This is a genomic window from Serratia grimesii NBRC 13537, assembly GCF_001590905.1.
GTDB classification, from domain to species: Bacteria; Pseudomonadota; Gammaproteobacteria; order Enterobacterales; family Enterobacteriaceae; genus Serratia; species Serratia grimesii.
Genome location: NZ_BCTT01000016.1, coordinates 68,188 through 93,184, shown reverse-complemented (window position 1 = coordinate 93,184; position 24,997 = coordinate 68,188). Strand labels below are relative to the sequence as shown.

Annotated in this window: 25 protein-coding genes; 8 read left to right on the top strand and 17 right to left on the bottom strand. The window is 53.4% G+C overall.

Going from position 1 to position 24,997, the window contains the following annotated elements:
• Nucleotides 1-156: 156 nt before the first annotated feature.
• The gene (locus SGR01S_RS19985) at nt 157-861 is read right to left on the bottom strand and encodes a tRNA-uridine aminocarboxypropyltransferase (RefSeq protein ID WP_061808386.1); all 705 of its coding nucleotides are present in this window, start codon (nt 859-861) and stop codon (nt 157-159) included.
• Between the two features lie 118 nt (nt 862-979).
• Nucleotides 980-1,399: a thioredoxin TrxC gene (gene trxC / locus SGR01S_RS19980; protein WP_061808385.1), complete on the bottom strand. Its 420-nt coding sequence runs from the start codon at nt 1,397-1,399 to the stop codon at nt 980-982.
• A 208-nt stretch (nt 1,400-1,607) separates the two neighbouring features.
• Here trxC and SGR01S_RS19975 point away from each other — a divergent pair, with 208 nt between their 5' ends.
• Nucleotides 1,608-2,708: a tRNA/rRNA methyltransferase gene (locus SGR01S_RS19975; RefSeq protein ID WP_061808384.1), complete on the top strand. Its 1,101-nt coding sequence runs from the start codon at nt 1,608-1,610 to the stop codon at nt 2,706-2,708.
• A gap of 184 nt (nt 2,709-2,892) precedes the next feature.
• Here the strand turns inward: SGR01S_RS19975 and emrB are convergent, their stop codons facing one another.
• From emrB to SGR01S_RS19940, 7 genes are all read right to left on the bottom strand, one after another.
• Complete coding sequence (emrB, locus tag SGR01S_RS19970; RefSeq protein ID WP_037422298.1) at nt 2,893-4,428, bottom strand: multidrug efflux MFS transporter permease subunit EmrB; 1,536 nt, start codon at nt 4,426-4,428, stop codon at nt 2,893-2,895.
• 17 nt (nt 4,429-4,445) lie between these two features.
• A complete protein-coding gene (gene emrA / locus SGR01S_RS19965) occupies nt 4,446-5,618 on the bottom strand; it encodes a multidrug efflux MFS transporter periplasmic adaptor subunit EmrA (protein WP_061808383.1) in 1,173 nt (390 codons plus the stop codon).
• Between the two features lie 147 nt (nt 5,619-5,765).
• A complete protein-coding gene (locus SGR01S_RS19960) occupies nt 5,766-7,217 on the bottom strand; it encodes an efflux transporter outer membrane subunit (protein ID WP_061808382.1) in 1,452 nt (483 codons plus the stop codon).
• Nucleotides 7,218-7,238: 21 nt separating this feature from the next.
• On the bottom strand, nt 7,239-7,760 hold the full coding sequence (gene mprA, locus SGR01S_RS19955) for a transcriptional repressor MprA (protein ID WP_037422292.1): 522 nt from the start codon (nt 7,758-7,760) through the stop codon (nt 7,239-7,241).
• A 159-nt stretch (nt 7,761-7,919) separates the two neighbouring features.
• Nucleotides 7,920-8,273, bottom strand: a complete 354-nt coding sequence (gene ygaH, locus SGR01S_RS19950; protein ID WP_037422290.1) for an L-valine transporter subunit YgaH — start codon at nt 8,271-8,273, stop codon at nt 7,920-7,922.
• A complete protein-coding gene (locus SGR01S_RS19945) occupies nt 8,263-9,009 on the bottom strand; it encodes an AzlC family ABC transporter permease (RefSeq protein WP_061808381.1) in 747 nt (248 codons plus the stop codon). Before SGR01S_RS19945 ends, ygaH begins: the two co-directional genes overlap by 11 nt.
• 120 nt (nt 9,010-9,129) lie before the next feature.
• Nucleotides 9,130-10,329: an MFS transporter gene (locus tag SGR01S_RS19940; protein WP_061808380.1), complete on the bottom strand. Its 1,200-nt coding sequence runs from the start codon at nt 10,327-10,329 to the stop codon at nt 9,130-9,132.
• Nucleotides 10,330-10,431: 102 nt separating this feature from the next.
• Between SGR01S_RS19940 and SGR01S_RS19935 the strand changes: the two genes are divergently transcribed.
• Entirely contained in the window at nt 10,432-11,310 is an 879-nt protein-coding gene (locus tag SGR01S_RS19935) for a LysR family transcriptional regulator (protein ID WP_037422279.1), read from the top strand.
• A 37-nt stretch (nt 11,311-11,347) separates the two neighbouring features.
• Here SGR01S_RS19935 and proX (SGR01S_RS19930) read toward each other — a convergent pair whose 3' ends face one another.
• From proX (SGR01S_RS19930) to SGR01S_RS19905, 6 genes are all read right to left on the bottom strand, one after another.
• The gene (gene proX, locus SGR01S_RS19930; protein WP_061808379.1) at nt 11,348-12,349 is read right to left on the bottom strand and encodes a glycine betaine/L-proline ABC transporter substrate-binding protein ProX; all 1,002 of its coding nucleotides are present in this window, start codon (nt 12,347-12,349) and stop codon (nt 11,348-11,350) included.
• Nucleotides 12,350-12,400: 51 nt separating this feature from the next.
• The gene (gene proX, locus SGR01S_RS19925) at nt 12,401-13,396 is read right to left on the bottom strand and encodes a glycine betaine/L-proline ABC transporter substrate-binding protein ProX (protein ID WP_061808378.1); all 996 of its coding nucleotides are present in this window, start codon (nt 13,394-13,396) and stop codon (nt 12,401-12,403) included.
• 61 nt (nt 13,397-13,457) lie between these two features.
• Nucleotides 13,458-14,582, bottom strand: a complete 1,125-nt coding sequence (gene proW, locus SGR01S_RS19920) for a glycine betaine/L-proline ABC transporter permease ProW (protein WP_061808377.1) — start codon at nt 14,580-14,582, stop codon at nt 13,458-13,460.
• Nucleotides 14,575-15,777 carry a glycine betaine/L-proline ABC transporter ATP-binding protein ProV gene (gene proV / locus SGR01S_RS19915; protein ID WP_037422262.1) on the bottom strand — a complete coding sequence of 401 codons (1,203 nt, stop codon included), beginning with the start codon at nt 15,775-15,777 and terminating at the stop codon, nt 14,575-14,577. Before proV ends, proW begins: the two co-directional genes overlap by 8 nt.
• Nucleotides 15,778-16,182: 405 nt before the next feature.
• The gene (locus SGR01S_RS19910) at nt 16,183-16,869 is read right to left on the bottom strand and encodes a response regulator (RefSeq protein ID WP_037422259.1); all 687 of its coding nucleotides are present in this window, start codon (nt 16,867-16,869) and stop codon (nt 16,183-16,185) included.
• An 11-nt stretch (nt 16,870-16,880) separates the two neighbouring features.
• Nucleotides 16,881-18,479: an ATP-binding protein gene (locus SGR01S_RS19905; protein WP_061808376.1), complete on the bottom strand. Its 1,599-nt coding sequence runs from the start codon at nt 18,477-18,479 to the stop codon at nt 16,881-16,883.
• Nucleotides 18,480-18,805: 326 nt separating this feature from the next.
• On the opposite strand from SGR01S_RS19905, the gene SGR01S_RS19900 reads away from it, so the two are divergent.
• Both SGR01S_RS19900 and SGR01S_RS19895 read left to right on the top strand, forming a co-directional pair.
• Entirely contained in the window at nt 18,806-20,161 is a 1,356-nt protein-coding gene (locus SGR01S_RS19900) for a 2-hydroxycarboxylate transporter family protein (protein WP_037422251.1), read from the top strand.
• 136 nt (nt 20,162-20,297) lie between these two features.
• Complete coding sequence (locus tag SGR01S_RS19895) at nt 20,298-21,242, top strand: MBL fold metallo-hydrolase (RefSeq protein ID WP_061808375.1); 945 nt, start codon at nt 20,298-20,300, stop codon at nt 21,240-21,242.
• Nucleotides 21,243-21,269: 27 nt separating this feature from the next.
• Here the strand turns inward: SGR01S_RS19895 and SGR01S_RS19890 are convergent, their stop codons facing one another.
• Nucleotides 21,270-22,163: a LysR family transcriptional regulator gene (locus tag SGR01S_RS19890; protein WP_061808374.1), complete on the bottom strand. Its 894-nt coding sequence runs from the start codon at nt 22,161-22,163 to the stop codon at nt 21,270-21,272.
• A gap of 123 nt (nt 22,164-22,286) precedes the next feature.
• On the opposite strand from SGR01S_RS19890, the gene SGR01S_RS19885 reads away from it, so the two are divergent.
• The 4 genes from SGR01S_RS19885 (at nt 22,287) to SGR01S_RS19870 (ending at nt 23,974) form a co-directional block, all read left to right on the top strand.
• Nucleotides 22,287-23,027 carry an SDR family oxidoreductase gene (locus SGR01S_RS19885; RefSeq protein WP_061808373.1) on the top strand — a complete coding sequence of 247 codons (741 nt, stop codon included), beginning with the start codon at nt 22,287-22,289 and terminating at the stop codon, nt 23,025-23,027.
• 72 nt (nt 23,028-23,099) lie between these two features.
• A complete protein-coding gene (locus tag SGR01S_RS19880; RefSeq protein WP_061808372.1) occupies nt 23,100-23,321 on the top strand; it encodes a DUF1289 domain-containing protein in 222 nt (73 codons plus the stop codon).
• Nucleotides 23,322-23,399: 78 nt separating this feature from the next.
• The gene (locus tag SGR01S_RS19875) at nt 23,400-23,687 is read left to right on the top strand and encodes a CopG family ribbon-helix-helix protein (RefSeq protein ID WP_061808371.1); all 288 of its coding nucleotides are present in this window, start codon (nt 23,400-23,402) and stop codon (nt 23,685-23,687) included.
• The gene (locus SGR01S_RS19870) at nt 23,687-23,974 is read left to right on the top strand and encodes a type II toxin-antitoxin system RelE/ParE family toxin (protein WP_061808370.1); all 288 of its coding nucleotides are present in this window, start codon (nt 23,687-23,689) and stop codon (nt 23,972-23,974) included. The genes SGR01S_RS19875 and SGR01S_RS19870 overlap by 1 nt, the downstream gene beginning before the upstream one ends.
• A 45-nt stretch (nt 23,975-24,019) precedes the next feature.
• Here the strand turns inward: SGR01S_RS19870 and nrdF are convergent, their stop codons facing one another.
• Nucleotides 24,020-24,991 (bottom strand): class 1b ribonucleoside-diphosphate reductase subunit beta, encoded by a 972-nt coding sequence (gene nrdF, locus SGR01S_RS19865; protein WP_037422227.1) that lies wholly within the window; start codon nt 24,989-24,991, stop codon nt 24,020-24,022.
• Between the last annotated feature and the right edge of the window lie 6 nt (nt 24,992-24,997).

Below are 24,997 nucleotides of genomic sequence, written 5' to 3'. Positions count from 1 at the left end.
CACGACTCCTTTATATCCTTCATCCTTCGAAATAACAGGGACGCTGATTGCCGTCACTTACCTGGCTGCTGAGTAAGCTCAACTTTCAGAGAGGCATTCAGTTACCCTCGACCGCTATTTCGACTGTATTGGCGGTAGCCACGTTACTGCCTGATTCTAGACGTTTTGAGACGGCTTTGCTGTGACCGGTGCCTCTGGGCGCGTAGGTTTCCCTGCCAGATACTGTTGGCGGAAGTAGCGAAAATGCTCGGCCAGTCCGTCTGCGGCGGCTACATCACCGGCCTGTTGCAATAGTGCTGTGGCGACTTCTGCCGTGCAGTGTTGCTCAGTGCGGCTGGCTTCACGCAGTTGGTAGTTAGATGCAGCGGTCACGTTGAGTGAGAACACCGGGAACTGATTGAGGTACGGGCTTTTACGGAACATTTTACTTGCCTCGGTCCAGGTGCCGTCGAGCATAATGAATAGCGGCGGTTTGCCACCGTCAGGCAGTTCGCTGAATACCGGCCGTTCAGGTGCGGCATAGGACGCGGGAAACACCACGTAAGGCTGGCGTTCGGGATCGTTAATCGCCGTCAACAGAGCGGGGTCAACCTCGGTGCGCGACCAAAGGAATGCTTGAGTGTCCGGCAGAATGTCGGCAATCAAGCGGCCGGTATTGCTCGGTTTCAACGGTTCGGCACCAAACATGATCAGGCAGAAACGGCTGGTGGCGGGCTGTGGTTGAATAGTGTCGCACAGGCAGTTTTTATGCGGCAGCAGGCAACCCTGACAACGCGGTATGCGGTTGCCGCGCGCCAGAAAGGGGCGAGTAGAGCGTTCCAGGCGAAATTGGCGCAGGCGAAGTACGGCGTTGTCGGTCATAAATATTCCGGGGAAAACCGGCATTGTAACGCAGAAAAAAGCCCGACGGGAGCGTTCGGGCTGGATTGAGTCATGGCGTCGTCATCCACAATGGGCAACACCGCCTATACTTTCTGCGTTAAACTAGTTCATTGAGCCAGTTATCGAACGGCGTTTTCGGCATGGCGCCGTTGAGCATGTCGACCATTTTCCCATCACGGAATAGCATGATGGTCGGAATGCTGCGGATGCGGAAGCGAGCGCTCAGTTCTGGCTCTGCCTCGGTGTTCACCTTCACGAAGCGGACTTTACCGGTACGCTCTTCGGCAACGTCTTCGAAGATTGGGGCAAAATTGACGCAAGGTCCGCACCATGGGGCCCAAAAATCGACCACGACCGGCAGATCGTCCTGCAGCAACTGGTCCAGTGTCGCGGCGGTGGCATTAATCACCTCGCCGTCAAATAACGCATGGCCGCAGCGGCCGCATTTCGCACCGTCAGCCACACGTTCTTCAGGGACGCGGTTGGTGGCATTACAAGCTGGACAGACTGTATTCATGATGACCTCGGATACTGAGAAAGCACGACAAACCGCACTCGGGTTGCGGATATGTTTCTTTAATGCTGCTTATTATCGTTAAAAGTGCGGCAAGGAACAAAGAGGTTTGTTCAATGAATACGATAGTTGTTAGCTTTTAGCGCAAGTAGGTGGCTTAGCACCCCAACATCAGGTAATCTTCGCGCCCTGCGCGTTGGTGGAGAAGAAAATGAACGATTCATTTAGTGGCAAGAACGGTAAAGTTAAAGTGATGTACGTCCGCAGCGACGATGACAGCAGCAGCGACGACCGTAACAAGAATAAGCGTCCGGCCGGCAAAGGCCGTCCGGCAGACGGTGCGCGCTCTTCGGGCCGTACCGGTCAGGACAAGCCACGCGGCAACAATGATCGCCGCGGCTCTGGTACTGATTCCCGCCGCAGTGAAAGCGATCGTCCTCGCCGTCCAGCGCGTACTGAAGACCGTGGCGGTTATGATTCGCCATGGAAAACCGTGTCACGTGGCCCGGAAGAAGAGCCGGCGTTCGATCATGGTGGTATCAGCGGTAAAAGCTTTATCGATCCAGAGCAGTTACGTCGTCAACGTGCGGAAGAAACCCGCGTTTACGGTGAGAACGCCTGTCAGGCCCTGTTTGCCAGCCGCCCAGACGCTATCGTCCGTGCTTGGTTCGTGCAGTCGGTTACGCCACGTTTTCGTGAAGCACTGCGTTGGATGGCGGCGAACCGCAAAGCCTACCACGTAGTAGATGAAGAAGAGCTGGCTAAAGCGTCCGGTACTGAACACCATGGCGGCGTCTGCTTCCTGATTAAAAAGCGTCAGGGTCTGGATGCGCAAACCTATCTGAAAGAAGCACCAGCGAAAGATTGTGTGCTGGCGCTGGAAGAAGTGGGCAACCCGCATAACCTGGGTGCTATCGTTCGTTCTTGCGCTCACTTTGGCGTTAACGGCGTGTTGCTGCAAGATCCAGCGTTGCTGGAATCTGGTGCTGCGGTGCGTACTGCAGAAGGCGGTGCAGAGCACATCAAAGCGATCAGTGCTGATGACTTCCTGTCGGTACTGGATACCTTCCGCAAGGCAGGTTACGCCATTGTCACCACTTCAAGCCATAAAGGTACGCCATTGGCGCAGGCTAAACTGCCAGCCAAAATGGTATTGGTACTGGGTCAAGAGCGTGACGGTCTGAGCGATAGTGCCTGGCAGCAGGGCGACATGAACGTGTCTATCGGCGGTACTGGCAAGGTAGAAAGCCTGAACGTATCGGTCGCGACCGGTATTCTGCTGGCTGACTGGTGGCGTCAAAACCAGGCCTAATATACCCGTCGCCTTTCAAGCAGCAGCGTTGTTACCTGCACTCGTTCACCCCAGTAACTTACTAAAGTAAGCGCCTGGGGATGAGCGAGCTGGACGCGCTAGAGCGGCCAACTTGAAATTCAAAGGGTATAGGGCAAGAATAAAAAAACGGGCGCCCTGGGGTGCCCGTTTTGTTTTCTAATGATTAGTGAGCGCCGCCGCCCCCACCGCCGGAGCTGAATGGCGGTTTCGCCACCCAGACCAGCGCCAGAAGGATCAGGAACACCCCAGCCGACAGCCAGAATATCTCGTTAGCCGAGATAATCAGCCCCTGCGCAGTGATCTCGTTGGCGATATAGGCCGACGCCTGCTGCTTGCTCATGCCAATCTGTTCCAACTGCCGATACATCTCTTGCGACTGAGGGCTGTAAGGGTTCACAAATTCCGCCAGTTGCGAGTGATGCTGCGATTCACGCTGAGTCCACAGTGTGGTGGTGATCGACGTCCCGATCGACCCCGCTAGCGTACGGGTAAAGTTCGACAGGCTCGATGCCGCCGCCATACGCTCCGGCGGCAAGCCGGACAGCGTAATGGTGGTCAATGGCATAAAGAAGCAGGCAATGGCGAAGCCCTGGACGAACTGCGGCCACGCCGAAGCGCCAAAGTCCATTCCCGGTTCAAACGTATAAGCGCGCCAGTAAAAGCACACGGCATACATAATGAAGCTGAAGGTCACCAGTCGACGCATATCGAGTCGGTTGCCGAATTTACCGATGATCGGCGACAGCAATACCGGTATCAGTCCTATCGGTGCCGACGCCAACCCTGCCCAGGTCGCGGTATAGCCATACACCTCCTGCAATAACTGCGGCAATAACACAATGGCGCCGAAGTACAGCATGTAGGCCAGACTGATACACAGACAGCCGACGGTAAAATTGCGTGACTTGAACAGCGACAGATCCACCACCGGGTGGTCGTCCGTGAGCTCCCAGATGATCAGGAACACCAGCGCTACCACCGCCACCACCGTTAGCACGATAATTTCGGTCGAGTTGAACCAGTCCAGCTCTTTACCCTGATCGAGCATGACCTGCAGCGAACCAATACCGACGATCAACAGCACCAGACCGATAGTGTCGATCGGTTTGATCTCAGTTTTGGTTTCCCTGCCTTTCAACGTCGACATTGCCACCAGAATCACCACGGCGCCAATCGGGATGTTGATGAAGAAGATCCAGCCCCAGTGATAGTTATCACTGATATACCCACCTAGGATAGGCCCGAATATTGGCGCGACGATCACCGTCATCGACCAGAGCGCCAGGGCCATCGCTCGCTTAGCGGGCGGATAGTTGTTCAACAACAAACTTTGTGACAGCGGGATCAATGGCCCGGCGACCACACCCTGGATCACGCGGAAGAAGATCAGCATGCCCAGACTGTTGGAGATGCCGCATAGCCAGGACGCGAGCACGAACAGTGCGGTGGACCAAAGGAACAGCCGCACTTCACCGACGCGCTTCGCCAGCCAGCCGGTGATCGGGATCGAGATAGCGTTAGCCACGCCAAACGAGGTGATCACCCAGGTGCCCTGCGAGTTAGAAGACCCGAGGTTGCCCGCAATAGTTGGGATCGCCACGTTGGCAATGGTGGAGTCCAGCACCTGCATAAAGGTCGCCATGGCGAGCGCGACCGTCATCCAGGCGAGCTGAGCACCTTCAAGCGGTTTCTGTGCCAAGGTAGCCTCCCGCGCGCTTAGCCGGCATTCGCATGGATCACGTCGGCGATCATCTGGTTAACCGGCGCCAGATTCAACGCCAGTGCGTCGGTCTGGTACAGCGGTTTATCTCGAACCACATCAGACAGCACGCGGCCATCCAGATTGGTGGTATCGACTTTTACCAGCGTTGACAAGCCAATGCGCAGCGGATGGTCGGCGATTTGTTTGGCGTCCAGCTCAATACGCACCGGGAGACGCTGAACCACTTTGATCCAGTTACCGGTCGCATTTTGTGCCGGCAGCAGCGAGAAGGCGCTACCGGTGCCCATATCGATACCGACGACCTTGCCGTTATACACCACATCATCACCGTAAATGTCACTGACCACGGTAGCCGACTGGCCGATACGCATATTGGCGATTTGGGTTTCTTTGAAGTTGGCATCAACCCAGATGTGATCGGCAGGCACCACGGCCATTAGCGGAGAACCAGCGGCGATTTGCGCGCCAACCTGTACGCTACGACGGGACACATAACCGGTGATCGGGCTGATAATTTGAGTACGTTGCAATGCCAGCCAGGCGTCGCGTACTTGCGCGGCGGACTGTTGGATCGCGGGTTGCTGTTCCAGTGGGGTATTTAGCACCATCGCCTGATTGGCGTTGTATTGCTGTACGGCCACTTCTAACGCGGCTTTAGCACTGTCGACCGCATCACGAGCATGTTGCAGTTCTTCACGGCCAATGGCGTCAACGCTACCCAGCACCACGCGGCGCTTTAAATCACTCTCGGCTTTACTCAGGTCAGATTTGCGCAGGGCAATGTTGGCCTGATACTGCTTACCGTTAATGATCAGCTGGTGGGTCTGGCGCACGCTATTGGCCAAGCCGGTTTTGGCGCGCTCGAGAGCCTGCTCAGCATCGGTAGGATCGAGCGTGACCAGTACATCACCCTGTTTCACGTAATCTGTATTGTCGAAGTTGACGCGGTTAACGCTGCCGTTAACCTGGGCCATGATCTGCACTTGGTTACCGGACACATAGGCGTCGTCCGTTTCCTGATGATGACGAAGCACCAGGAACCAATACACTAAATATGCCACCCCAATAACAACAAAAATAACCGTTAGCAACAGCAGCCAGAATTTACGCTGCTTCTTCTTACCGACCGGTTGCTGCGGGTTTTGAGTTTCCGCGCTTACACTCATGGTGTTCTCCAAGCTCTCTTTACCCTTCAGACTGAAGCGGCATCGGTATTGGCTTCGCTCACTCACCCGATACACTTACATGAGTAAGTTCATTGGGTTCGCTCCCTTGCCGTCTCGATGCCGCTCCAATTATTTTGGGTCGTTTTATTATGCTTTTGAATCCGCTGCGGCCGGAGCTTGATAGCCACCACCCAGCGCACGGATCAGTCCTATCTTCGCCTGCAACAAGTTGCTGCTGGCATTCAGTTCCGCCTGTTGCTGCTGCAAGAGCTGCGTTTGGCTGGTTAACAACTGGTCGCGCCCGATAATCCCTGCCTGGTATCGAGCGTTAGCGACGCGGTACACCTGCTGCATCGATTGGGACGCTGATGCCGCCTGCAACTGCTGTTGCGCAGTGCTTTGTTGGACGGTGATGGCATCGGCAGTTTCCTGCACGGCATTCAGGATAGTCTGGTTATAGGATTCGACTGCCTGGTCATAAAGTGCGGATTCCTCACCCAGCTTGCTGCGCAGTGCGCCAGCATGGAAGATCGGTAATGAAATCGCTGGCACTACGTTCCAGGCTTGGCTTGCCGCTTCAAACAGATTCGGGCTGGTACCACTGGTATTGGTCGTGGTCAGGCCGGCAAAGGCTGAAATGGTCAGGCTAGGGTAAAATTCTTTACGTGCGGCACTGACACGCTGGCTGTAGGACTCCACCAACTGGCGCTGTGCTGCGATGTCAGGGCGTTTACCCAGCAAGTCAGCGGTTAGCTCACCTTTTGGCGCCATCAAATTACTGGCAGGCAGCGCGACTGGACGCAGGTGCTGCATCGCATTCGGGCCCTGGCCAGCCAGTGCGGCCAACTGGTGTCTAAGTTGTTCAATTTGCGACTGCAGTTGAAGGATCTGCTGTTTGGCGCCGTCAGCTTGTGCCTGGGTTTGTTGTGGAACATCAACACCCGTAATACCGGCTTTATATTGCTGCTGACGCAGGTCTGCCAAGCGTTGGTTGTTATCCACTTCCTGTTGCAGCAGCTTTTCCAGCGCGAAATTGCTTTGAAGCTGGTAATACGCGGAGGCCACGGAACTGGTCAGTGTCAGTGCAGCCTGTTCCTGCTCGGCGCGTGCCGCATCGACCTGTGCTTTGGCGGCGTTAACCTGATTGCGGTATTTGCCCCACCAGTCAAACTCATAAGCCAGATTCAGGCCCAAAGAGTTAGATGATTCATAGATCGGTTGATGCGGGTAACCCAGTCCCAGATTGACGTTCTGTGGGATTTTCTGGCGGTTGCTGCTGGCGTTGAGATCCAGATTCGGGCCGTTGGCTGCACTGGCTTCGCCCACGACACTTTGCGCTTCTCGCACGCGACCCGCGGCTTGTCTCAGCGTCGGCGAGCTTTGCAGCGTCTGGGTCATCAGGCTATCAAGTTGCGGATCGTTAAGTGAACGCCACCATTGCGGGCTGACATTCAGCGAGCTGACTTTTGGCTGTGACAGTTGCAGGCTCTGCGGATCCATCAGGGTGGATTGCGGGGCAATATTATCGGTAGATGCACACCCGGCCAGCAGCAATACAGCGAACAGTGGGGTGAATCTCCAGTTAAATGGGGATCGCATAGTATGTTACCTGAACAGAAGTTATTGGGATAACTGTCCTGAAACTTCCATCTGATCCAGACGCGTTAACAGCTTGCGCGTCAGCTTTTCAAGCTGCTGCTGTTCGTCATCGTTCAGCGTGGACCACAGGAAATGCAGACATTTGTGCTGCGGTGGCAGCAACTGGTTGAGAAATTCCTCTCCCTGCGGCGTCATGTGCAAATGCAGGCAACGACGATCATTGTCGCTTTCCCGACGCTCAATCCAACCGCGCTTTTCCAACTCATCGGCAATACGTGTGGCATTGGTACGCGACGACCCTAGGGCAGAGCTTAGTTCAGAAGGCTGAATGCTGTGGCTTTCCTGCGCATCCAGAGTAATCAGCGCCATAAACAATGTTTCGTTAATCCCTTGTGCTTTGAGCATTTTATTGCGGTTTTCCAGCAGCTTACTTTGCATATGCATGCACAGCCGGGTCAGCAAAATCTCCTGATAAGGGAAATCTTTCTGACGTTTTGCGCGGAAATTAAGCATTTGTTCAATGGGAGTAAACGAGCTTTCCATAATTTGGGGCCTCATTAATTTCGTTCGAGATAGTAACGATAGTGATTAATAATGTAAATGTTCAGCCGTGCGAATAATTTAGCAATTCGTGTCATTTGTAAGTTGTTTGTCAATGCCTCATTTTTGAGCAAGTGCTCAGAATGGGGATGACGGACAAAATCAAAGGCTGGTCGCGCCGAAAACCATAAACATTTTTAATGTAATGCCAAAGGCGGCTGCGCCGATCAATGTCGACAAAATGATGCTCTTGCTGCGGTAGAAGCACAGACCCAGTGCGGCGAAACCGACCAGGGTTGGCCACAGCTTGTCTGGTTCACGCATCACGACTGGCGTGCTGGATACCACCAACAACGCACAGATAGAGGCGATGCCGATACTGTCGAGCAACAGGGCTGTTTTGCCTCGCTTGATGCCCGGCTGGGCACGCGCGGGTGCCAGGCGTAATGGTAAGTAGCGGAACAGGTAATTAGCGCAGCCGACCACCAGGCCAATGACCAGCACATCAGTGTTCATTGATAACCTCCTGTGTGGTGGGTTGGAACAGCGCTGCGATACAACCGGCACTGATACCCGCTAAAATGGCCACCGGTATTGAAAATAACACTACGCCGAGCAGTGCGCCGGCCAGAGCCGCGGCGATAGTCAGGCTTTGCGGGCGTTTGAATGCTGCAAGCAGGAAACTGAGGAACAGTGCTGGCAGCATAAAGGACAGTGATGCTTCAATTACTGGGTATTGCGCTAGCGGCCCGTTGCCGAACAGTGCGCCGATAGCGGTGCCCGCCACCCATGACAACCAGGAGCACAGCGAGATGCCGAGCATCCAATTTTCGCTCCAGCTGCGGTTATTGCGCATTAACTTGGCGGTAGCAGCGGCAAACACCTCATCGGTCAGACCGAAGGCCCAGAGTGCGGTTTTACCGCGAGACATGCGCGAAATGATACGGTGGCGCAGGGCAGGGCCATACAGTAAATGCCGTATGTCCATTGCCATCACGGTTAGCGCGGAAACCCACAGTGACATACCGGCACTCAACAAGGCAGTGATCACAAACTGACTCGCCCCCGCATAGATAATGCAGGAAAAGAAGATGCTCTCTAGTGGGGAGAATCCCAGCTTAACGGCGCTCAGGCCGAATGCGAAAGCCACCGGCACATAGCCGATGACGATCGGTAAACTGTCGACGATGCCGTGGGTGAAGGTCGAACTGACGGCAGGAGGATTGAGGTTTTCTGCAGCTTGGCTTTGCATTTTTATTAGTGTCGCAGGATATAGAGATCAATAGTTCATCTGCAGAACATTACCAGAGAGTGAGTAATGTTTATACCCTGTGGCGCTAATAAATTCCTGATATTACTATTCGCTTGCTAATCAGATTGTCGCTGGACCTTGTGGGTCATGGTGCTTGCCGTGCCACCAGGTCAGCAGGTTGAGTAGACATAAAATACCCCCGGCGACTGCGACGCCAACCCAACCTGCATGCTGGTAAGCTGTTGCTGACAGCAGTGAACCGAGTGCGCCACCGATAAAATAGCTGGTCATGTAGCCGGCGGTCAGGCGATTACGCGCTTCCGGCATAATGCGGTAAATCACGCTTTGGTTGGTGACGTGTACGGCTTGCACTGCCAGGTCGAGGATCAGGATGCCGGCGATCAATGCCCACAACGATTGTTTAGCGAAAGCGATGGGTATCCATGACAGTAACAACAGTACCAGGCCAACGGTGGTGGTTAAACCGGCTTTGCCTTGGTCTGCTAAATGTCCTGCACGCGAGGCGGCTAACGCTCCCGCGGCACCGACCAACCCGAACAGGCCGATAACCCCTTCGGAATAACCAAAGGGTGGTGCGGCCAGCAGAAAGGCCATGGAGGTCCATAGCACGCTGAAATTGGCGAACGAGAGTGCGCCAAGAATCGCGCGGGTCCGCAGCAGTGAAGTACCGCAGAAAAGGGTGAAGATCGACTTCAGTAACTGGGGGTAATTCAGCCCTGAGTGCTGTTTATAGCGCGGTAGTGCGCGCCATAGAATCAGCGCCATCAGGATCATTAACACACTGGCCACCCAGTAAATGGTGCGCCAACCGCCGAACGACGCAAGTGCCCCGGCGACAGTACGTGCCAGCAGAATCCCGAGCAGTAAGCCACTCATGATAATGCCAACAGTTTTGCCGCGTCTCTCCGGGTGGGCCAACGTCGCCGCCAGGGGGACCAGGATTTGCGCCACCACTGAGAACAGCCCGGTGAGCGCGGTGCCGAGGATCATCATTGGCAAGGTCGAGGAACTGGCAGTGATTAACATGCCCCCCGCTGCCAACAGCGTCATAAAGACAATCAACCCGCGGCGTTCAAACATATCGCCGAGCGGTACCAATAGCAGCAGGCCAACGGCGTAGCCCAACTGAGCGGCGGTGACAATAAAACCGGCCTGATTCACCGACAGATCAAAGTTCTGGGCGATGGTTTCCAGCAGTGGCTGCGCGTAATAGTTACTGGCGACCGCCAGGCCAGTGGCTATGGCAATCAGTACGGTTAACGCTGGACTTAGACCCGGTTGTGCGTGCTTTTGATTCATAGTTTTTAATCATAAGAAGAAGTGGGCCGAGTATCGTTCAGGACAGCGCGTTAAACCAATGTATAATTTTCATTTGATTAATCTCATTTTGCGATAGATGCCATGAACCTTAAACAGATCCGCTTTGCACTTGCGGTGGCAGAAGAACAAAGCTTCACTCGAGCGGCACAGCGTTGCCATACGGTGCAGTCTGCCCTTAGCCACCAGATAGCCAAACTGGAGGAGGAACTGGGCTGCGTATTGTTTGAGCGTACCTCACGCCGGGTCAGACTGACCACCGCCGGGCAGGCGTTTATTCAGCCTGCACAACGGCTGTTGGCGGCGAAGCAGGCGCTGGTGGAAGACGTGCTCGCGGCCAGCGGCACGGTATCCGGCACCCTGACCATCGGCACTATTTCGACCATAAACGCGATTGATCTGACCGAAAAACTGGGCAACTTCCATCGTCATTATCCGGCGGTGAATATCCGGCTATACGTAGGCATGAGTGAAGAATTGCTGGACGACGTCCGCCAACAAAAAACCGACGTGGCGTTTGTCGGCATCTGGCCAGGGGATATCGATATGTTGCCTGTATCTCATCGGCAGCTCACCGATGAGCCATTGGTGGCACTGGTGGCATCGCAACATCCATTGGCCAGTCGTCAGCGAGTCAATCTGCAAACCTTGTCGGAAGTGCCGCTGGTGGATTTTTACAGCGGTACAGGGGCCAGACGCCAAACCGACCGCGCGTTTCAGGCAGCGGGTATTAAGCGGCACGTCAGTTTCGAAATTGATCATATTGAATGGCTGGAAAATTTGGTCCGGCGCGGATTGGCGACGGGTATCGTACCGATTTCAACGGCGCAGCGTTTGAGTTCGCTGGTGTCAATTCCGATCGAAGATGGTCCACGGCGCCAGGTGTATTGCGTATGGCCGCAGTTGTTGTCCAGAACCGCTGAGCGTTTTTTGCAGTTTAGTGGGATAGATATTGTTGAGTGAAGAAAGCAGGGGCGCAGCTGACCGCGCCCCTGTGTGATTATTTCTTCGCAGCTTCGGCTGCGGTTTTTACCCAGCCGTCAAAGGTAGCCTGATGCGCCTTGATCCAGCCATTCACGTGGCTCTGGATATCGGCTTCGGATGCCTGACCTTCATGCATGCGCAGGTTCTGCGCATTCACATCGGCAATCGGTAGCTTCATGATGGCAAACAGTTTGGCGGCCGCCGGGTTGGCTTCAGCCCATTGTTTGTTGGCGACGATGCGCATGACGCTCACCGGGAAACCATAGTTGGCCCCGTTGGGCAACTTGGTGTCGATATCTTTCTGACTGCCGGGCAAGGAGGAGAAAGGAACTTGCAGCCAAACCACATCGCGACCCGTGACCAGTACGTCACTGAGCCAATAAGGTGTCCAGGTGTAGTACAGGATGGGTTTGCCTTCCTTGTATCGGGTAATGGTATCGGCAACCATCGCCGCGTAGTTACCTTGGTTGTGTTCGACGGTTTTATCCAGGCCGTAGGCCTTGATCTGGTGATTAATCACCGCTTCACAACCCCAGCCTGGCGTACATCCGGTCAGATCGGCCTTACCGTCGTCGTTGGAGTCAAACAATTTGGCAATTTTGGGATCTTTCAACTGCGCAATGTTGGTGATGTGGTACTTATCGGCGGTTTTCTTGTCGATCAGATAACCCTGTGCGGCGTTGTTTACATAAATGCCTTCGCGATAAAATTTGGCATCACCGCCAGCGGCCTTGTATTGATCGTTGTGCAGTGGCTGCCAGTTCACTGCCATGAAGGTTGCGTCGCCAGAGGCGATTGAGGTGTATGCGACGTTATAGTCCACTTCACGAGTGTCCTTGACGTCATAGCCCAACTTTTCCAGCGCCTTGCTGACCAGCAGCGTCTGGAAGGTTTCTTCTGAGATGGTGCTTTGCACCGGCTGAACGCTAATGCCTTTACCCGGCAAGTCCGCGGCGGAAACCGCCTGTGAGCTAATCAATGTGGTAAGGGCAACGGCCCAGATTCCTGTAGTGCGCATAGTGAAATACCTTTTTTATGTTATGAAGCCGGGATTTCCGGCACGTCGGGATTATTTCGCTGCCGCCGCAGCGGTGCTGACCCAGCCGTCAAAAGTGGCCTGGTGGGCTTTAATCCAGCCGTCTACGTGGCGTTGTATATCGCCGGCACTGTTCTCACCGTTATGCATACGCAGGTTCTGTGCGTTCACATCTGCCAATGGCAGTTTCATGATGGCGAACAGCTTGGCCGCAGCTGGGTTGGCCTGTGCCCACTGTTTGTTGGCAACAATGTGTTCGTTATTGACGAAGAAGCCGTAATTTTTACCGTTCGGTAACGCGGTATCTTTGTCTTTCAAAGACCCAGGGCTGGCGGAGAAAGGAACGGTGAGCCAGACGACGTCGCGGCCGGGTACGAGCTCATCACTGACCCAATACGGTGTCCAGGTAAAATACAGCACCGGTTTGCCCTGCTTATAGCGGGTCAGGGTATCGGCGATGATGGCTGCGTAGTTACCTTGGTTTTGAGTAACGGTGTTGCTCAAACCATAGGCTTTGATGTGGGTGTCGATCACGTTGCTGCACGCCCAACCCGGTTCACAACCAGCCAGATCGGCTTTGCCGTCACCGTCAGCGTCAAACAGCTTTGCCAGCTTGGGATCTTTTAACTGGGAAATATCACTGATGTGGTATTTGTCCGCGGTTTTTTTATCGATCAAATAGCCCTGTGCCGCATTAGTGATATAGGCACCCTGGCGATAGAATTTGTTGTCGCCGCCTGCGCTTTGGTACATGTCGGTTTGCAGTGGGTCCCAATTCACTGCCATGTAGGTGGCATCACCGGAGGCGATAGAGGTATAGGCAACGTTATAGTCCACCTCAGCAGTGGGCTGGACGTCATAGCCCAGTTTTGCTAACGCGCGGTTAACCAGTTCTGTCTGGAAGCTTTCTTCTGCAATGGGGCTTTGCAAGGGTTTAACTGTGACGCCTTTGCCGGGAAGTTCGACGGCGAACGCCTGTGTGCTTAGCAATGAAGTCAGGGCCAAAGCCCAAATTCCTGTTGAGCGCATAGTGATTCCTTCGATTTTATAGGGACGACCGATACCCCCGGCTAGCGCCGGGGGAAGGCGATTAAGGCTTTTTGATGAATGGGCGGGCGACTAACCCGATTGGGCCGTGCGTGTACCAACGCCCCATGCCTTTGCTGCGACGATCGCGTCCCAGAGACTGTGTGAGGCGGTCCAGAATAATCGCCAGGATAACGATGCCAACACCACCGACGGCGGCCAGGCCCATATCGAGGCGACCGATACCACGAAGTACCATCTGGCCCAGACCGCCGACGGCGATCATCGAGGCGATTACCACCATCGACAGTGCCAGCATCAGCGTTTGGTTTACCCCGGCCATAATGGTCGGCATCGCCAATGGCAGCTGCACTTTAAACAGCAGTTGGCGTGGGCTGGCACCAAAGGATTCCGCGGCTTCGATCAGATCTTCGGGTACCTGCTTAATGCCGAGAATGGTCAAACGCACGATCGGCGGCAGAGCAAAGATAATGGTGACTACCACTCCCGGCACATTACCGATACCGAACAACATGACGATCGGCACCAGATAGACGAAGGCTGGTGTGGTTTGCATGGCGTCCAGCAATGGTCGTATGACCTTGCCTGCGTGTTTGCTGCGCGCAAGCCAGATGCCGAGCGGCAACCCGATGACGATACAGAAGAACAGGGCTGTCAGTACCAGCGCCAGCGTTACCATGGCCTGCGACCAGGCACCAATAGCGCCGATGGCAATCAGTGAGACCAGTGTGGCGGCACCCATACCCAGGCTGGAAAGCTGCCAGGCAATCAGCGAGAACAGCACAATGGCGATCGGTGCCGGCATGCCCAGCAGCAGTTGTTGAAAACCGCTGAGGATAAAGTCGACCGGTACGCGGATCCCCTGGAATAGCGGGCGAAAGTGCAGCACCAGCCAATCAATGCCGTGAGTTACCCAGGAGTCAAACGGCACCCAGGTCTTATGGAACGGATCCAACAGGTTGAAATGTTCAGGCTGCGCCGGTGCACTGTTAAGCCAGTCAGCGCCCTGTGCAGCCTGATTGGCTGCATCGTGGGTGGCTGGCGGCGGTGCGCTGGACCAGGCATCGCCCGCGGGTGCCGCTGAACTTGCAGCGTCAGTGGCCGGTGCGGCACTGGTACCAGCGTCGGCAGGCGCAGTGGCCCATGGATCTTGTGTTGTATCACTCATTCGTTGGGCCCTCTTTATCCAGGGCCTGCAACAGCATGGCCTTGGAAATAATTCCGATATAGTTATTTTCTTCGCAGACCACGGGTACCGCACAAGGTGCCAGGGCGACCAATGAAATCAGTTCGCTTAGTGGCATATCGGCCGGTACTGGGGCGGGGGCTTCCAGCAGTGCATCATCCAATGTTTGATTGGCAGCGAGCGCTTGCTTGAGCGAATCTATCGACACAACGCCGATAAATTTCTTTCCACGTTCAACAACATAACCATAATCGCGGTCTTCATCGCGCAGCAGCTGTAATGCCGAACGCGGACCAAAACCGGGGGTTTTACGAATAAGCGCGACAGGGCGGCGCTTGGCAATATCCTTGGCGCTGAAGACATGACTGATATCGACGCCGCGGAAGAATGTACGGACATAATCATTGGCCGGATTATTTAATATTTCTTCCGGCGTACCGACTTGAATCACTTCTCCGCCTTGCATAATGGCAATACGATCGCCAATACGCATTGCTTCATCCAGATCGTGGGAAATAAAGACAATGGTACGTTGATGCTGGGCTTGTAATTTAACCAGTTCATCCTGCATTTCGGTACGAATTAATGGATCAAGTGCTGAGAAAGCTTCATCCATCAATAATATATCCGGATTATTCGCCATAGCACGGGCTAATCCAACGCGCTGACGCATCCCACCGGAAAGTTCATCGGGATAGGAATGAGCGTAATTCTCCAGACCGACCTGACGCAGGGCCTCTAGGGCTTTATCCTGACGTTCCTGCGGCGGAATACCGGCTAATTCCATACCGAATGCGGTGTTATTCAATACATTCATATGCGGCATTAAAGCGAATGATTGAAACACCATGCTGATCTTATTACGGCGTACGGCACGCAGTGCGCTGTCGGATATTTTCGATATATCCTCACCATCAATCAACACCTGTCCGCGGGTGGGTTCTATCAGACGATTGAGAAGGCGTACCAAGGTAGATTTTCCGGAACCGGAAAGCCCCATGATGACAAATATCTCGCCTTCTTCAATGGCCAGAGAGGCGTCTTTTACGCCCAATGATAACCCGGTTTTTTCAAGCAGTTGGTCTTTTGTCAGGCCTTTATCAATCAGTTTGAAAGCGCGATCCGGATGTTCGCCAAATATCTTATATAGGTTCTTTACTTCGAGTTTAATTGCCATGCAATTTGCTGTTTCCTCTGATGAATTATCAAACGATAAAAAATTCCCAATAGAAAATAATAGTCCCCTATACCCTAACACAGTGAATATCTGAGACAACCCTCAATATCCGATGAATGGGATATTAGCGATTTACATCAAGTTTTCTATTGGTTATGGTACTGAGGTGAATATTCCATTATTCATACCTGATATTCCGCATAAATGTCTGGTTTTAAGTAAGAATAATGATTCTGAATTAATGCGGTTATTTCTCTGCTCGAGCCTGTTTCTCGGCAATAAAAAACCCGACCAGAGGTCGGGTAAAAGTCATCAGTATTTCATCAGTTTCAACGACAGGTGCCGATATCGAGGGGATATCGCCGCAGGCATATTATCCTGTCATTATGACAACCAGATGTCAGTTTACGCCTTGCGATACAAGCGACGTGGATGGCCGATATTGCCGTACATCATCTCAACGCGTACAAACTGGGTTGCGACGCAGTATTCCAGATAACGTCGGGCCGTCGTTTTGCTGATGCCGACTTTCTCTACGACATCCTCCACTGCGTGAGCAACCTCTGGTTGGTCGATAAACAGCGATTGCACCAGCTCTAGCGTGTTGGTTTCAATGCCCTTGGCGCTGGGTTCGCTGGAGAACTGTTTGGATTGCAGGTTATACAGCGCGTCGACATTGCTTTGGTCGATCACTTTGAACGTCTGCTGGGTTTGCACAAACTGCATAAAGCGTTCCAGTGAATTGCGTAGTCGCTTGTAGGACACAGGTTTAATGATGTAATCGAAAGCGCCGTTACGGATCGCCTGGCTGCATGTGTTCATATCGCTGGCGGCGGTAATAAAGATCACGGAACAACCCGGGTTTTTCACCGCAGCCTCTTCCATGAGCTCAATCCCCTGGCCGTCTGGCAAAAAGTTATCCAGCAGGATCAGACGCGGCTGGTGTGCGTTGACTTTGGCTCTGGCTTCGGCCAGCGTGGCGGCGTAGGCCACTACGCGCAGGGTAAAGTTCTGCTCAATGAACTCGGCGTGCAGTGTTGCCAACTGTGGCTCATCTTCCACGATCAAAACGTCCAGTGCTTCAGGTTGCATGATTCGGGTGCTCAAGATTGTTTAGGGATAAACAAAGAAAAAATAGCGCCGTGCGGCTCGTTGTCCGACACTTCTACACTGCCATGCGCTTGGGCCACATGGCTGGCGACCAAATGCAAGCCAATGCCGTGGTCACCTTTGTCATCTTTAGTGGTGACGCCTTGTTCGAACAGCGTATCACGGATCTCCGCTGCAATGCCGGTACCGTGATCGGCCACTTCAATCACCAGTTCGTTGCTGTTATCACTGATATAGAGTTCTACGGCCTCATGCGGCGGAGCACAACGCAGTGTCGCGTCTACCGCATTATCCAGCAAATTGCCGATGATCGACATCAGTTCGGTTTCATTCAGCGCTGCCGGGATTTGCCGTAGCTGACAGGCGGGATCGAATCGCAGCTCAACGCCTTTTTCCTTCGCACTGGAGTATTTGCCCAACAGTAGCCCACAGAGCGCCGCAGAACTGAAACGCTGCGAGATAAAGTCGAGGATCTCCTGTGCGCCTTCCGACTGCGCCTCGACATAGCGAATCGCTTCGTCGTAGCGTTGCATATGCAGCAGCCCCGCGAGGGTAGCAGTCCAGTTTAGTTGTTCATGACGCATGATCCGCAAATTGTCAGCGTAACGTTTGACCTGGCTGAGCTGGCTGCTCAGGGTATTGATGTCGTTCTTGTCGCGGAAGCTGATCACCCAGCCCTGCAACTCTTCTTCCTGCATGATGCGTACGCGACTGGCAATGACACGCACATGGTTAAAGCGGCACACTTCATCGTGAGTATCGTGGTCTAGCTGTGAAGCGCCGAAAAAGTCAGGTTGAGACTGAATCACCTCACCGATTTCACGACCCATCAGGACCCCGGCAGGTTGCCGCAAATCCAGTAACTCCCGTGCTGCGTGGTTAATGGTGATGATTCGCAGTTGGGGATCGACGGCAATGACGCCCTCATAAATCGCTTCCAGCAAGGCTTTTTGCTGGCGTACCAATAATGCAATTTCTTTAGGTTCCAACCAGAACATCTGGCGTTTTAAATTCTTGGATAACAACCAGGAAAATACAAACAGCGCAATTAAGAGCAATACAATCGATCCTACAATCTGCGTTAGGGTTCTTGCATTTAGGTTGTCGATATGTGATTTAAGGTAACCAACCGAAACAATACCAATGACATTATTATTTTCATCCATAATCGGTGCTTTACTGCGCAATGAAATACCAATGCCGCCTTTGCGGATAGAAATAATACTTTTACCTTCTAACACTTCTTTGTTGTCACCACCAACCATCGGGGTGCCAACAATATTGGCGTATTCGGAATGATAAAGATGCCGGGTCTGTTTATCGCCGATGACGATATAGCTGGCATCGCTGCTGGCACGTATTTTTTTCATCAAGGCGGCAATTTTTACCGGATCATTGTTTTCTACTGCGGTGACCAGTGACGGGATCAGAGCGATTTCCCGTGCCTGCACCTGTGCACGTGCACCGAGGTCTCGGTGCAACTGGGCATCGAGCTGATAGTAGGTGTAAGCACCAATAAACGTCAGCAGTAGGCAGGAGAAGGCAACCAGGCATAGAAAAAGTTTGATTTGAAATGAGAGTTTTATGCGCATGGCCTGGGGTTCACCCTGAAAAATCCTGAGTGCTTACCCTACCATGAGTCGCAGTTAATGTAATATTGCGCCGGATCAACTTGTGATCACAGCCACGGGATTATCCTTATCCGACAGACTGCTCGGTAGTTGCAATAAAATGGGTAATTTTTGAAGTAAAAATAACATTAACACCATTAAATCCACGCCGTATTTTACATAATCACAATTAACACCATAGAAACCATAACCACCATTAAAAACCCTTTTTAATTTTGAACAAAATCACAGCAGATAATCCGTGCGTTTCTCTATGATGGCTGAACAAACTAATAAGAGGCCAGATTATGAGCACAACAGATGATTCTTACCTCGTCACCAAAGAAAAAAACGCTGAAATACCGTTGCGGGAAAAATGGTGGCACATACTGGACAATTACAAAGTAGGAATTATTCCGGTGCCATTCTTTGTTCTGGCCGGTGTGCTTATTTTACTGGATTGTCTGGAAGGGAAATTACCGAGCGATATTGTGGTGATGGTTGCCACTCTGGCCTTCTTTGGTTTTGCCTGTGGTGAGTTTGGCAAGCGCTTACCCTTGATAGGTAAAATGGGGGCAGCAGCGATTTGCGCCACCTTTATCCCTTCTGCGTTGGTGCATTATGGCCTGCTGCCGGATGTGGTGGTGGAGTCGACCACCAAATTCTATAAGTCGACCAACATCCTTTATCTCTATATCTGCTGCATCATTGTCGGCAGTATCATGAGCATGAACCGCCAGGTCTTGATTCAGGGGTTCTTGCGCATCTTTGCGCCAATGCTGTGCGGTGAAATTGCCGGCATGCTGGTAGGTATGGGCGTCGGAATGGCTCTGGGGCTGGAACCGTTCCAGATCTTCTTCTTCCTGATTTTGCCCATTATGGCCGGTGGCGTCGGTGAGGGGGCTATCCCGCTGTCGATGGGTTACGCAGCAATTCTGCATATGGATCAGGGCGTGGCACTGGGCCGTATTCTGCCGATTGTAATGCTTGGCGGTCTGACTGCCATTGTGCTCGCCGGTTTACTGAACCAACTCGGTAAACGCTACCCGCACCTGACCGGTGAAGGCAGCCTGATGCCGAACAAGCAGGGCGATAGCGAAATGAGTGCGGTGGAAAAAGTCAGTGGCAAGGTGGATGTCAGCACCATTGCTTGTGGCGCGCTGCTGGCCATCTTGTTGTACATGGTCGGGATGTTGCTGCACCGCATGATTGGCCTGCCGGCACCGGTCGGTATGCTGTTCGCTGCGGTGGCAGTGAAGCTGGCGCATGGTGTGTCTCCGCGTATTCAGGAAGGGTCTCAAGTAGTCTATAAGTTCTTCCGTACAGCGGTAACTTACCCAATTCTGTTTGCCGTCGGAGTAGCAATCACCCCATGGCAAGAATTGGTTGATGCCTTCACTATCCAAAATCTGGTAGTGATTGTGAGTACCGTTTGCACGCTGGTGGCAACCGGGTTCTTTGTGGGTAAAAAAATTGGTATGCACCCGATCGATGTGGCCATTGTGTCCTGCTGTCAGAGTGGGCAAGGCGGTACCGGTGATGTTGCCATACTTACCGCAGGTAACCGCATGTCGCTGATGCCGTTTGCCCAAATCGCCACCCGTATTGGCGGTGCGATCAACGTCTCCCTCTCTCTGTTAGTTCTGGCCAAATTCTTCGTATAACTTAAAAAAAGACCTTCGTTTTCTTTGCCTTTCCCCGCCCCCGCGGGGATTTTTTTGCCTGCGTATTGACCCGGCGGGCAGGCTCAGTGTTTTGCGTTAATACTTAGCGCTGCTGAATTTACAATAAGGAGTCATTATGTTCTGGAAAAACTACCTGCTGGGTGCTGCGTTGGCTGTCATGTCGCTGCACGTTTCTGCTGCCGCGCCACAGGTGAAAAGCCCATCGCCAGGCTTCTATCGCATTATGCTGGGCAGTTACGAAATCACCGTGTTGTCCGATGGCATCATTCGTTTACCGGCGGATAAATTGCTGTTGAACAGCTCACCAAAACAGATCGAAACCGCGTTGGTCGAGCATCATCAAAGTCTACCTGTAGTCACCTCGGTTAATGCCTACCTGATCAACACCGGCAGCAAGTTGATCCTGATAGATACCGGCGCCGGCAAGTTGCTGGGGGACGGATTGGGCAAGTTGATCTCCAATCTGAAAGCTGCCGGCTACCAGCCGCAGCAGGTTGACGAAATTTATCTGACGCATATGCACCCGGACCATCTCGGTGGCCTCACGCAAAACGGCGAGGCGATGTTCCCGAATGCAGTGGTGCGAGCCAGTCAGCAGGATGCCGATTTTTGGCTGAGCGAGAGCCGATTGAAGCAGGCGAAGGCCGAAGACAAGGCGTCGTTCGAAAGAGCGATGGCGGCGATAAAGCCTTATCAGGCCGCTGTGCACTTTAAACCTTTCAACAGTGACGGTGAGTTGTCTCAGGGGATCACAGCATTCGCGGCCCACGGCCATACGCCGGGTCACAGCATTTATCTGGTCGAGAGCGAAGGTAAAAAGTTGCTGGTGATTGGCGATCTGATCCATGTTGCGGCAGTGCAGCTTCCTCACCCGCGTGTTGCCATACGCTTTGACAGCGATGCGAAAGCCGCAGTCACTCAGCGGCTGCGAGTCTTTGGTGATAGCGCCAAAAAGAGTGAGCTGGTGGGCGGAGCACATCTGTCATTTCCGGGGTTAGGCTATCTCAATAAACAAGGCGACGGATACGGTTGGATACCGCTGGACTACGGTGCTATGTAAATTGCAGGCCGCCCCGCTGGGCGGCTTTCAACCGTTGCGGGCGGCAAATGCCTTGCTGAACCAGTCGATAAATACCCGAACACGGGGCGACAGTTGGCGGTTACGGGGATACAGCAGTGACACCGGCATTGGTGTGGACGGGAATTGTGGCAACAGTGGTAACAGGCTGCCGTTGTCCAGACTGTCGCGCAGGTGATAGCGCGGTACCTGGATAATCCCCAGCCCCATTTGTGCAGCAGCGACCAGGCTTTCGGCTGCACTAACCGACACGGTGCAGGGCAGGGTTACCTGGTGTGATTGTCCCGCGACATTAAACTCCAGGGGCATTATTGTGCCGCTGGCCGAAGAGCGGAAACCTACCATGCGGTGCCCGTCAAGTTCGTCGAGGCTAAGTGGCGTACCGAAGCGCTGCAGATAGTCAGGCGCTGCGCAGGTCACTTCATCAAGTTCACCCAACCGACGTGCCACCATATCGCTGTCTTTCAGCCTGCCGACGCGCACCACGCAGTCGATACCCTCACGCACGGGATCCACCAGCCGATCACCTTCGCTCATGAACAATTCGATATCTGGATTTCGCGCCAGAAAATCGGGTAACTCCGGCAATAGAAAATGGCGTGCTAACGTGCCGTGGACATCGATGCGCAGTAGACCGCGCGGCTTGGCACCGGCAAAGGCCATTTCGGCATCTTCGATATCCGCCAGAATGGTCAGGCAGCGCTGATAGTAGGCCTCGCCATCCAGCGTTGGGCTGACGTGGCGAGTGGTGCGTTGCAGCAACCGCACCTGCAACCTGGCCTCCAGTTGCTTGATCGCATCGGTCACCGTTGATCGCGGCAGGCCCAGATCCTGTGCCGCCTGCGTAAAACTGCTTTGTTCCACCACGCGGGTGAACAGGCGCATGGCGTCAATCCTGTCCATAAGTATTGTTCGCTAAATTCGGATAGTGATAACGAAGAGTAGGGGATTATTCGCTATCGCGAAAGGTGCATGATGATCTCACGCCAGCAAGGCGCAGGCGCATACCTGACGAGGAGAGATCAAATGAACACCACTTCACAACACGTTGCTATCGTAACCGGCGCATCACGTGGCATCGGTGCGGCCATTGCTGAACGCCTGGCTGCCGATGGTTTTACCGTGATCGTCAATTATTCGGGTAATCAGGCCTTGGCAGATCAACTTGTGCGTAAAATTGAACAAAACGGCGGCCGCGCGCTGAGCGCCAAAGCAGACGTCAGTGATGCCATGGCCGTTGCCCAACTGTTTGATCGAGCGGAGCAGGCGTTTGGCGGCGTCGATATTCTGGTGAATAACGCAGGGGTGATTGCATTGGCGCCAGTTGCTGAAATGGGCGATGCCGAGGCTGACAGGCTGATTGATATCAATCTGAAAGGTACGTTCAATACCCTGCGTGAAGCGGCGAAACGCCTGCGCGACAACGGACGTATCATCAACTTTTCTTCCAGTGTTGTTGGGTTGTTGCAGCCGAGCTATGGCATGTATGCTGCCACGAAGGCTGCGGTCGAGGCGTTGACCAGCGTGCTGGCGAAAGAGCTTCGTGGTCGTAATATCACGGTGAATGCCATCGCGCCGGGGCCAACGGCTACCGGGTTATTTCTGGACGGTAAAACGCCGGAACTGATAGAGCGCCTGGCAAAAATGGCACCGCTAGAGCGCCTGGGCCAGCCACAGGATATTGCGGCGGCAGTGTCATTTTTGGCCGGTGCCGACGGTGCCTGGATCAACGGCCAAACCCTGCGTGCCAATGGTGGCATTATCTGATGCTTTCGACCGGTTTTTCCGCAGCGGGATCAGGTATCCTGTAGCGGGAAATCCACCGCGAGGAAGCGTTTAATGGTAGGCCGTAGTAGTAGTAGAAGAAGGAAGGCGGGCAGCCAGATTGACGATGGCGTCCGTTCACCCTGTAATAATGTTTGCCAGATCGACACCGAGAAAGCGCAGTGCCGCGGCTGTTGGCGCACGCTGGATGAAATCGCCGCCTGGTCGAGCGCCGATGACGATGAAAAGCGGGCCATCTGGCAACGCATCCGGCAGCGTGCTGTGGCGATTAAATGAACAATACTGTTGAGTAATCAATGTTGATGTAGCACAATTGAGCTACATTCGCTTTGTCTGTGTCGAGGTTTGTTGATTATGCCGACTACCACCATCCGTATACCAGAAGAACTTAAAGCCCGAGTTGCGGCCGTAGCAGAGCAAGCCGGCGTGACTTCACACAGCTTTATTCTGCAGGCTATTGCCGAGAAAACTCAGCAGGAAGAATTGCGGCGTAATTTTGAAGAGGAAGCGGAAAAACGTTATGCCAACATTGTTGCTACGGGGGAAACTATTCCCTGGAGCGATATGCGTAGCTATCTGGAAAGTTATGTAGCAGGGGACACTGCTGCAGCCAAACCTTCTGTTAAAAAGCTGGGGGACTAATGACAAAAGTCGAGTTGGCGCCAGAGGTCAGGGATGATATTGAGCGTATTCTCGTCCATTTGGCACATTATGAGGTTGCAGACTCAGGACGGCGAATTGAGGAAATTATCCAGGCTATTGCAGTACTGGAACATAATCCGCTAATTGGTCGGCCGCTTGGGTCAGGAAAGCGTGAGTTGATCATTGGTCAGCAAACTCATGGATATTTGGCTCTTTACAAATACATTCCTGATATTGATACGGCATTTATTCTGGCCATCCGAAGTCAGAAAGAGCTTGGTTATTAATGTTGCGATACCGCCCTCATTAGGACGATATCGCGATAATTACCCTCAGAAATCCCAGTCGTCATCCTCGGTATTGACCGCTTTGCCAATCACGTAAGACGAACCAGAGCCGGAAAAGAAGTCGTGGTTCTCGTCGGCATTCGGTGACAACGCCGACAGAATCGCTGGATTGACCTCCGCCATCGCTGGCGGGAACAGCGCTTCGTAACCCAGGTTCATCAGCGCCTTGTTGGCGTTATAGTGCAGGAAGGTTTTCACATCTTCGCTCCAGCCCACGCCATCGTACAGCTCTTCGGTGTAACGCACTTCGTTGTCATACAGATCCTGCATGAGATCGAAGGCGAAGTTTTTCACCTGTTGCCGGCGGGCAGCATCGACCTTCTCCAACCCTTTCTGGAATTTATAGCCAATGTAATAGCCGTGTACCGCTTCGTCACGAATGATCAAGCGGATCAAGTCGGCAGTATTGGTCAGTTTGGCGCGGCTCGACCAATACATCGGCAGATAGAAGCCCGAATAGAATAGGAATGATTCGAGGAACACGCTGGCGACTTTTTTCATCAGCGGATCGTCACTGCGGTAGTGGGCCAGAATGATGCTGGCCTTTTTTTGCAGCGCGCGATTTTCTTCGCTCCAGCGGTAGGCATCGTCAACGTCTGGTGTTTGGCACAACGTCGAGAAAATCGAGCTGTAAGAACGTGCGTGCACTGCTTCCATAAAGCTGATGTTGGAGTACACCGCTTCTTCGTGTGGCGTAATGGCATCGGCGATCAGTGCCGGTGCCCCGACGGTATTTTGAATGGTATCGAGCAGCGTTAGGCCGGTGAACACCCGGATGGTCAGTTGCTGTTCCTTTGGCGTCAATGTTGCCCACGACGGAATGTCGTTCGACAACGGCACTTTTTCTGGCAGCCAGAAGTTGGAGGTCAGACGGTTCCACACCTCCAGATCCTTGTCGTCTTCAATGATGTTCCAGTTGATTGCGCGCACCAACTGTGCCGGTTTAATGGTTTTCATAAGTTG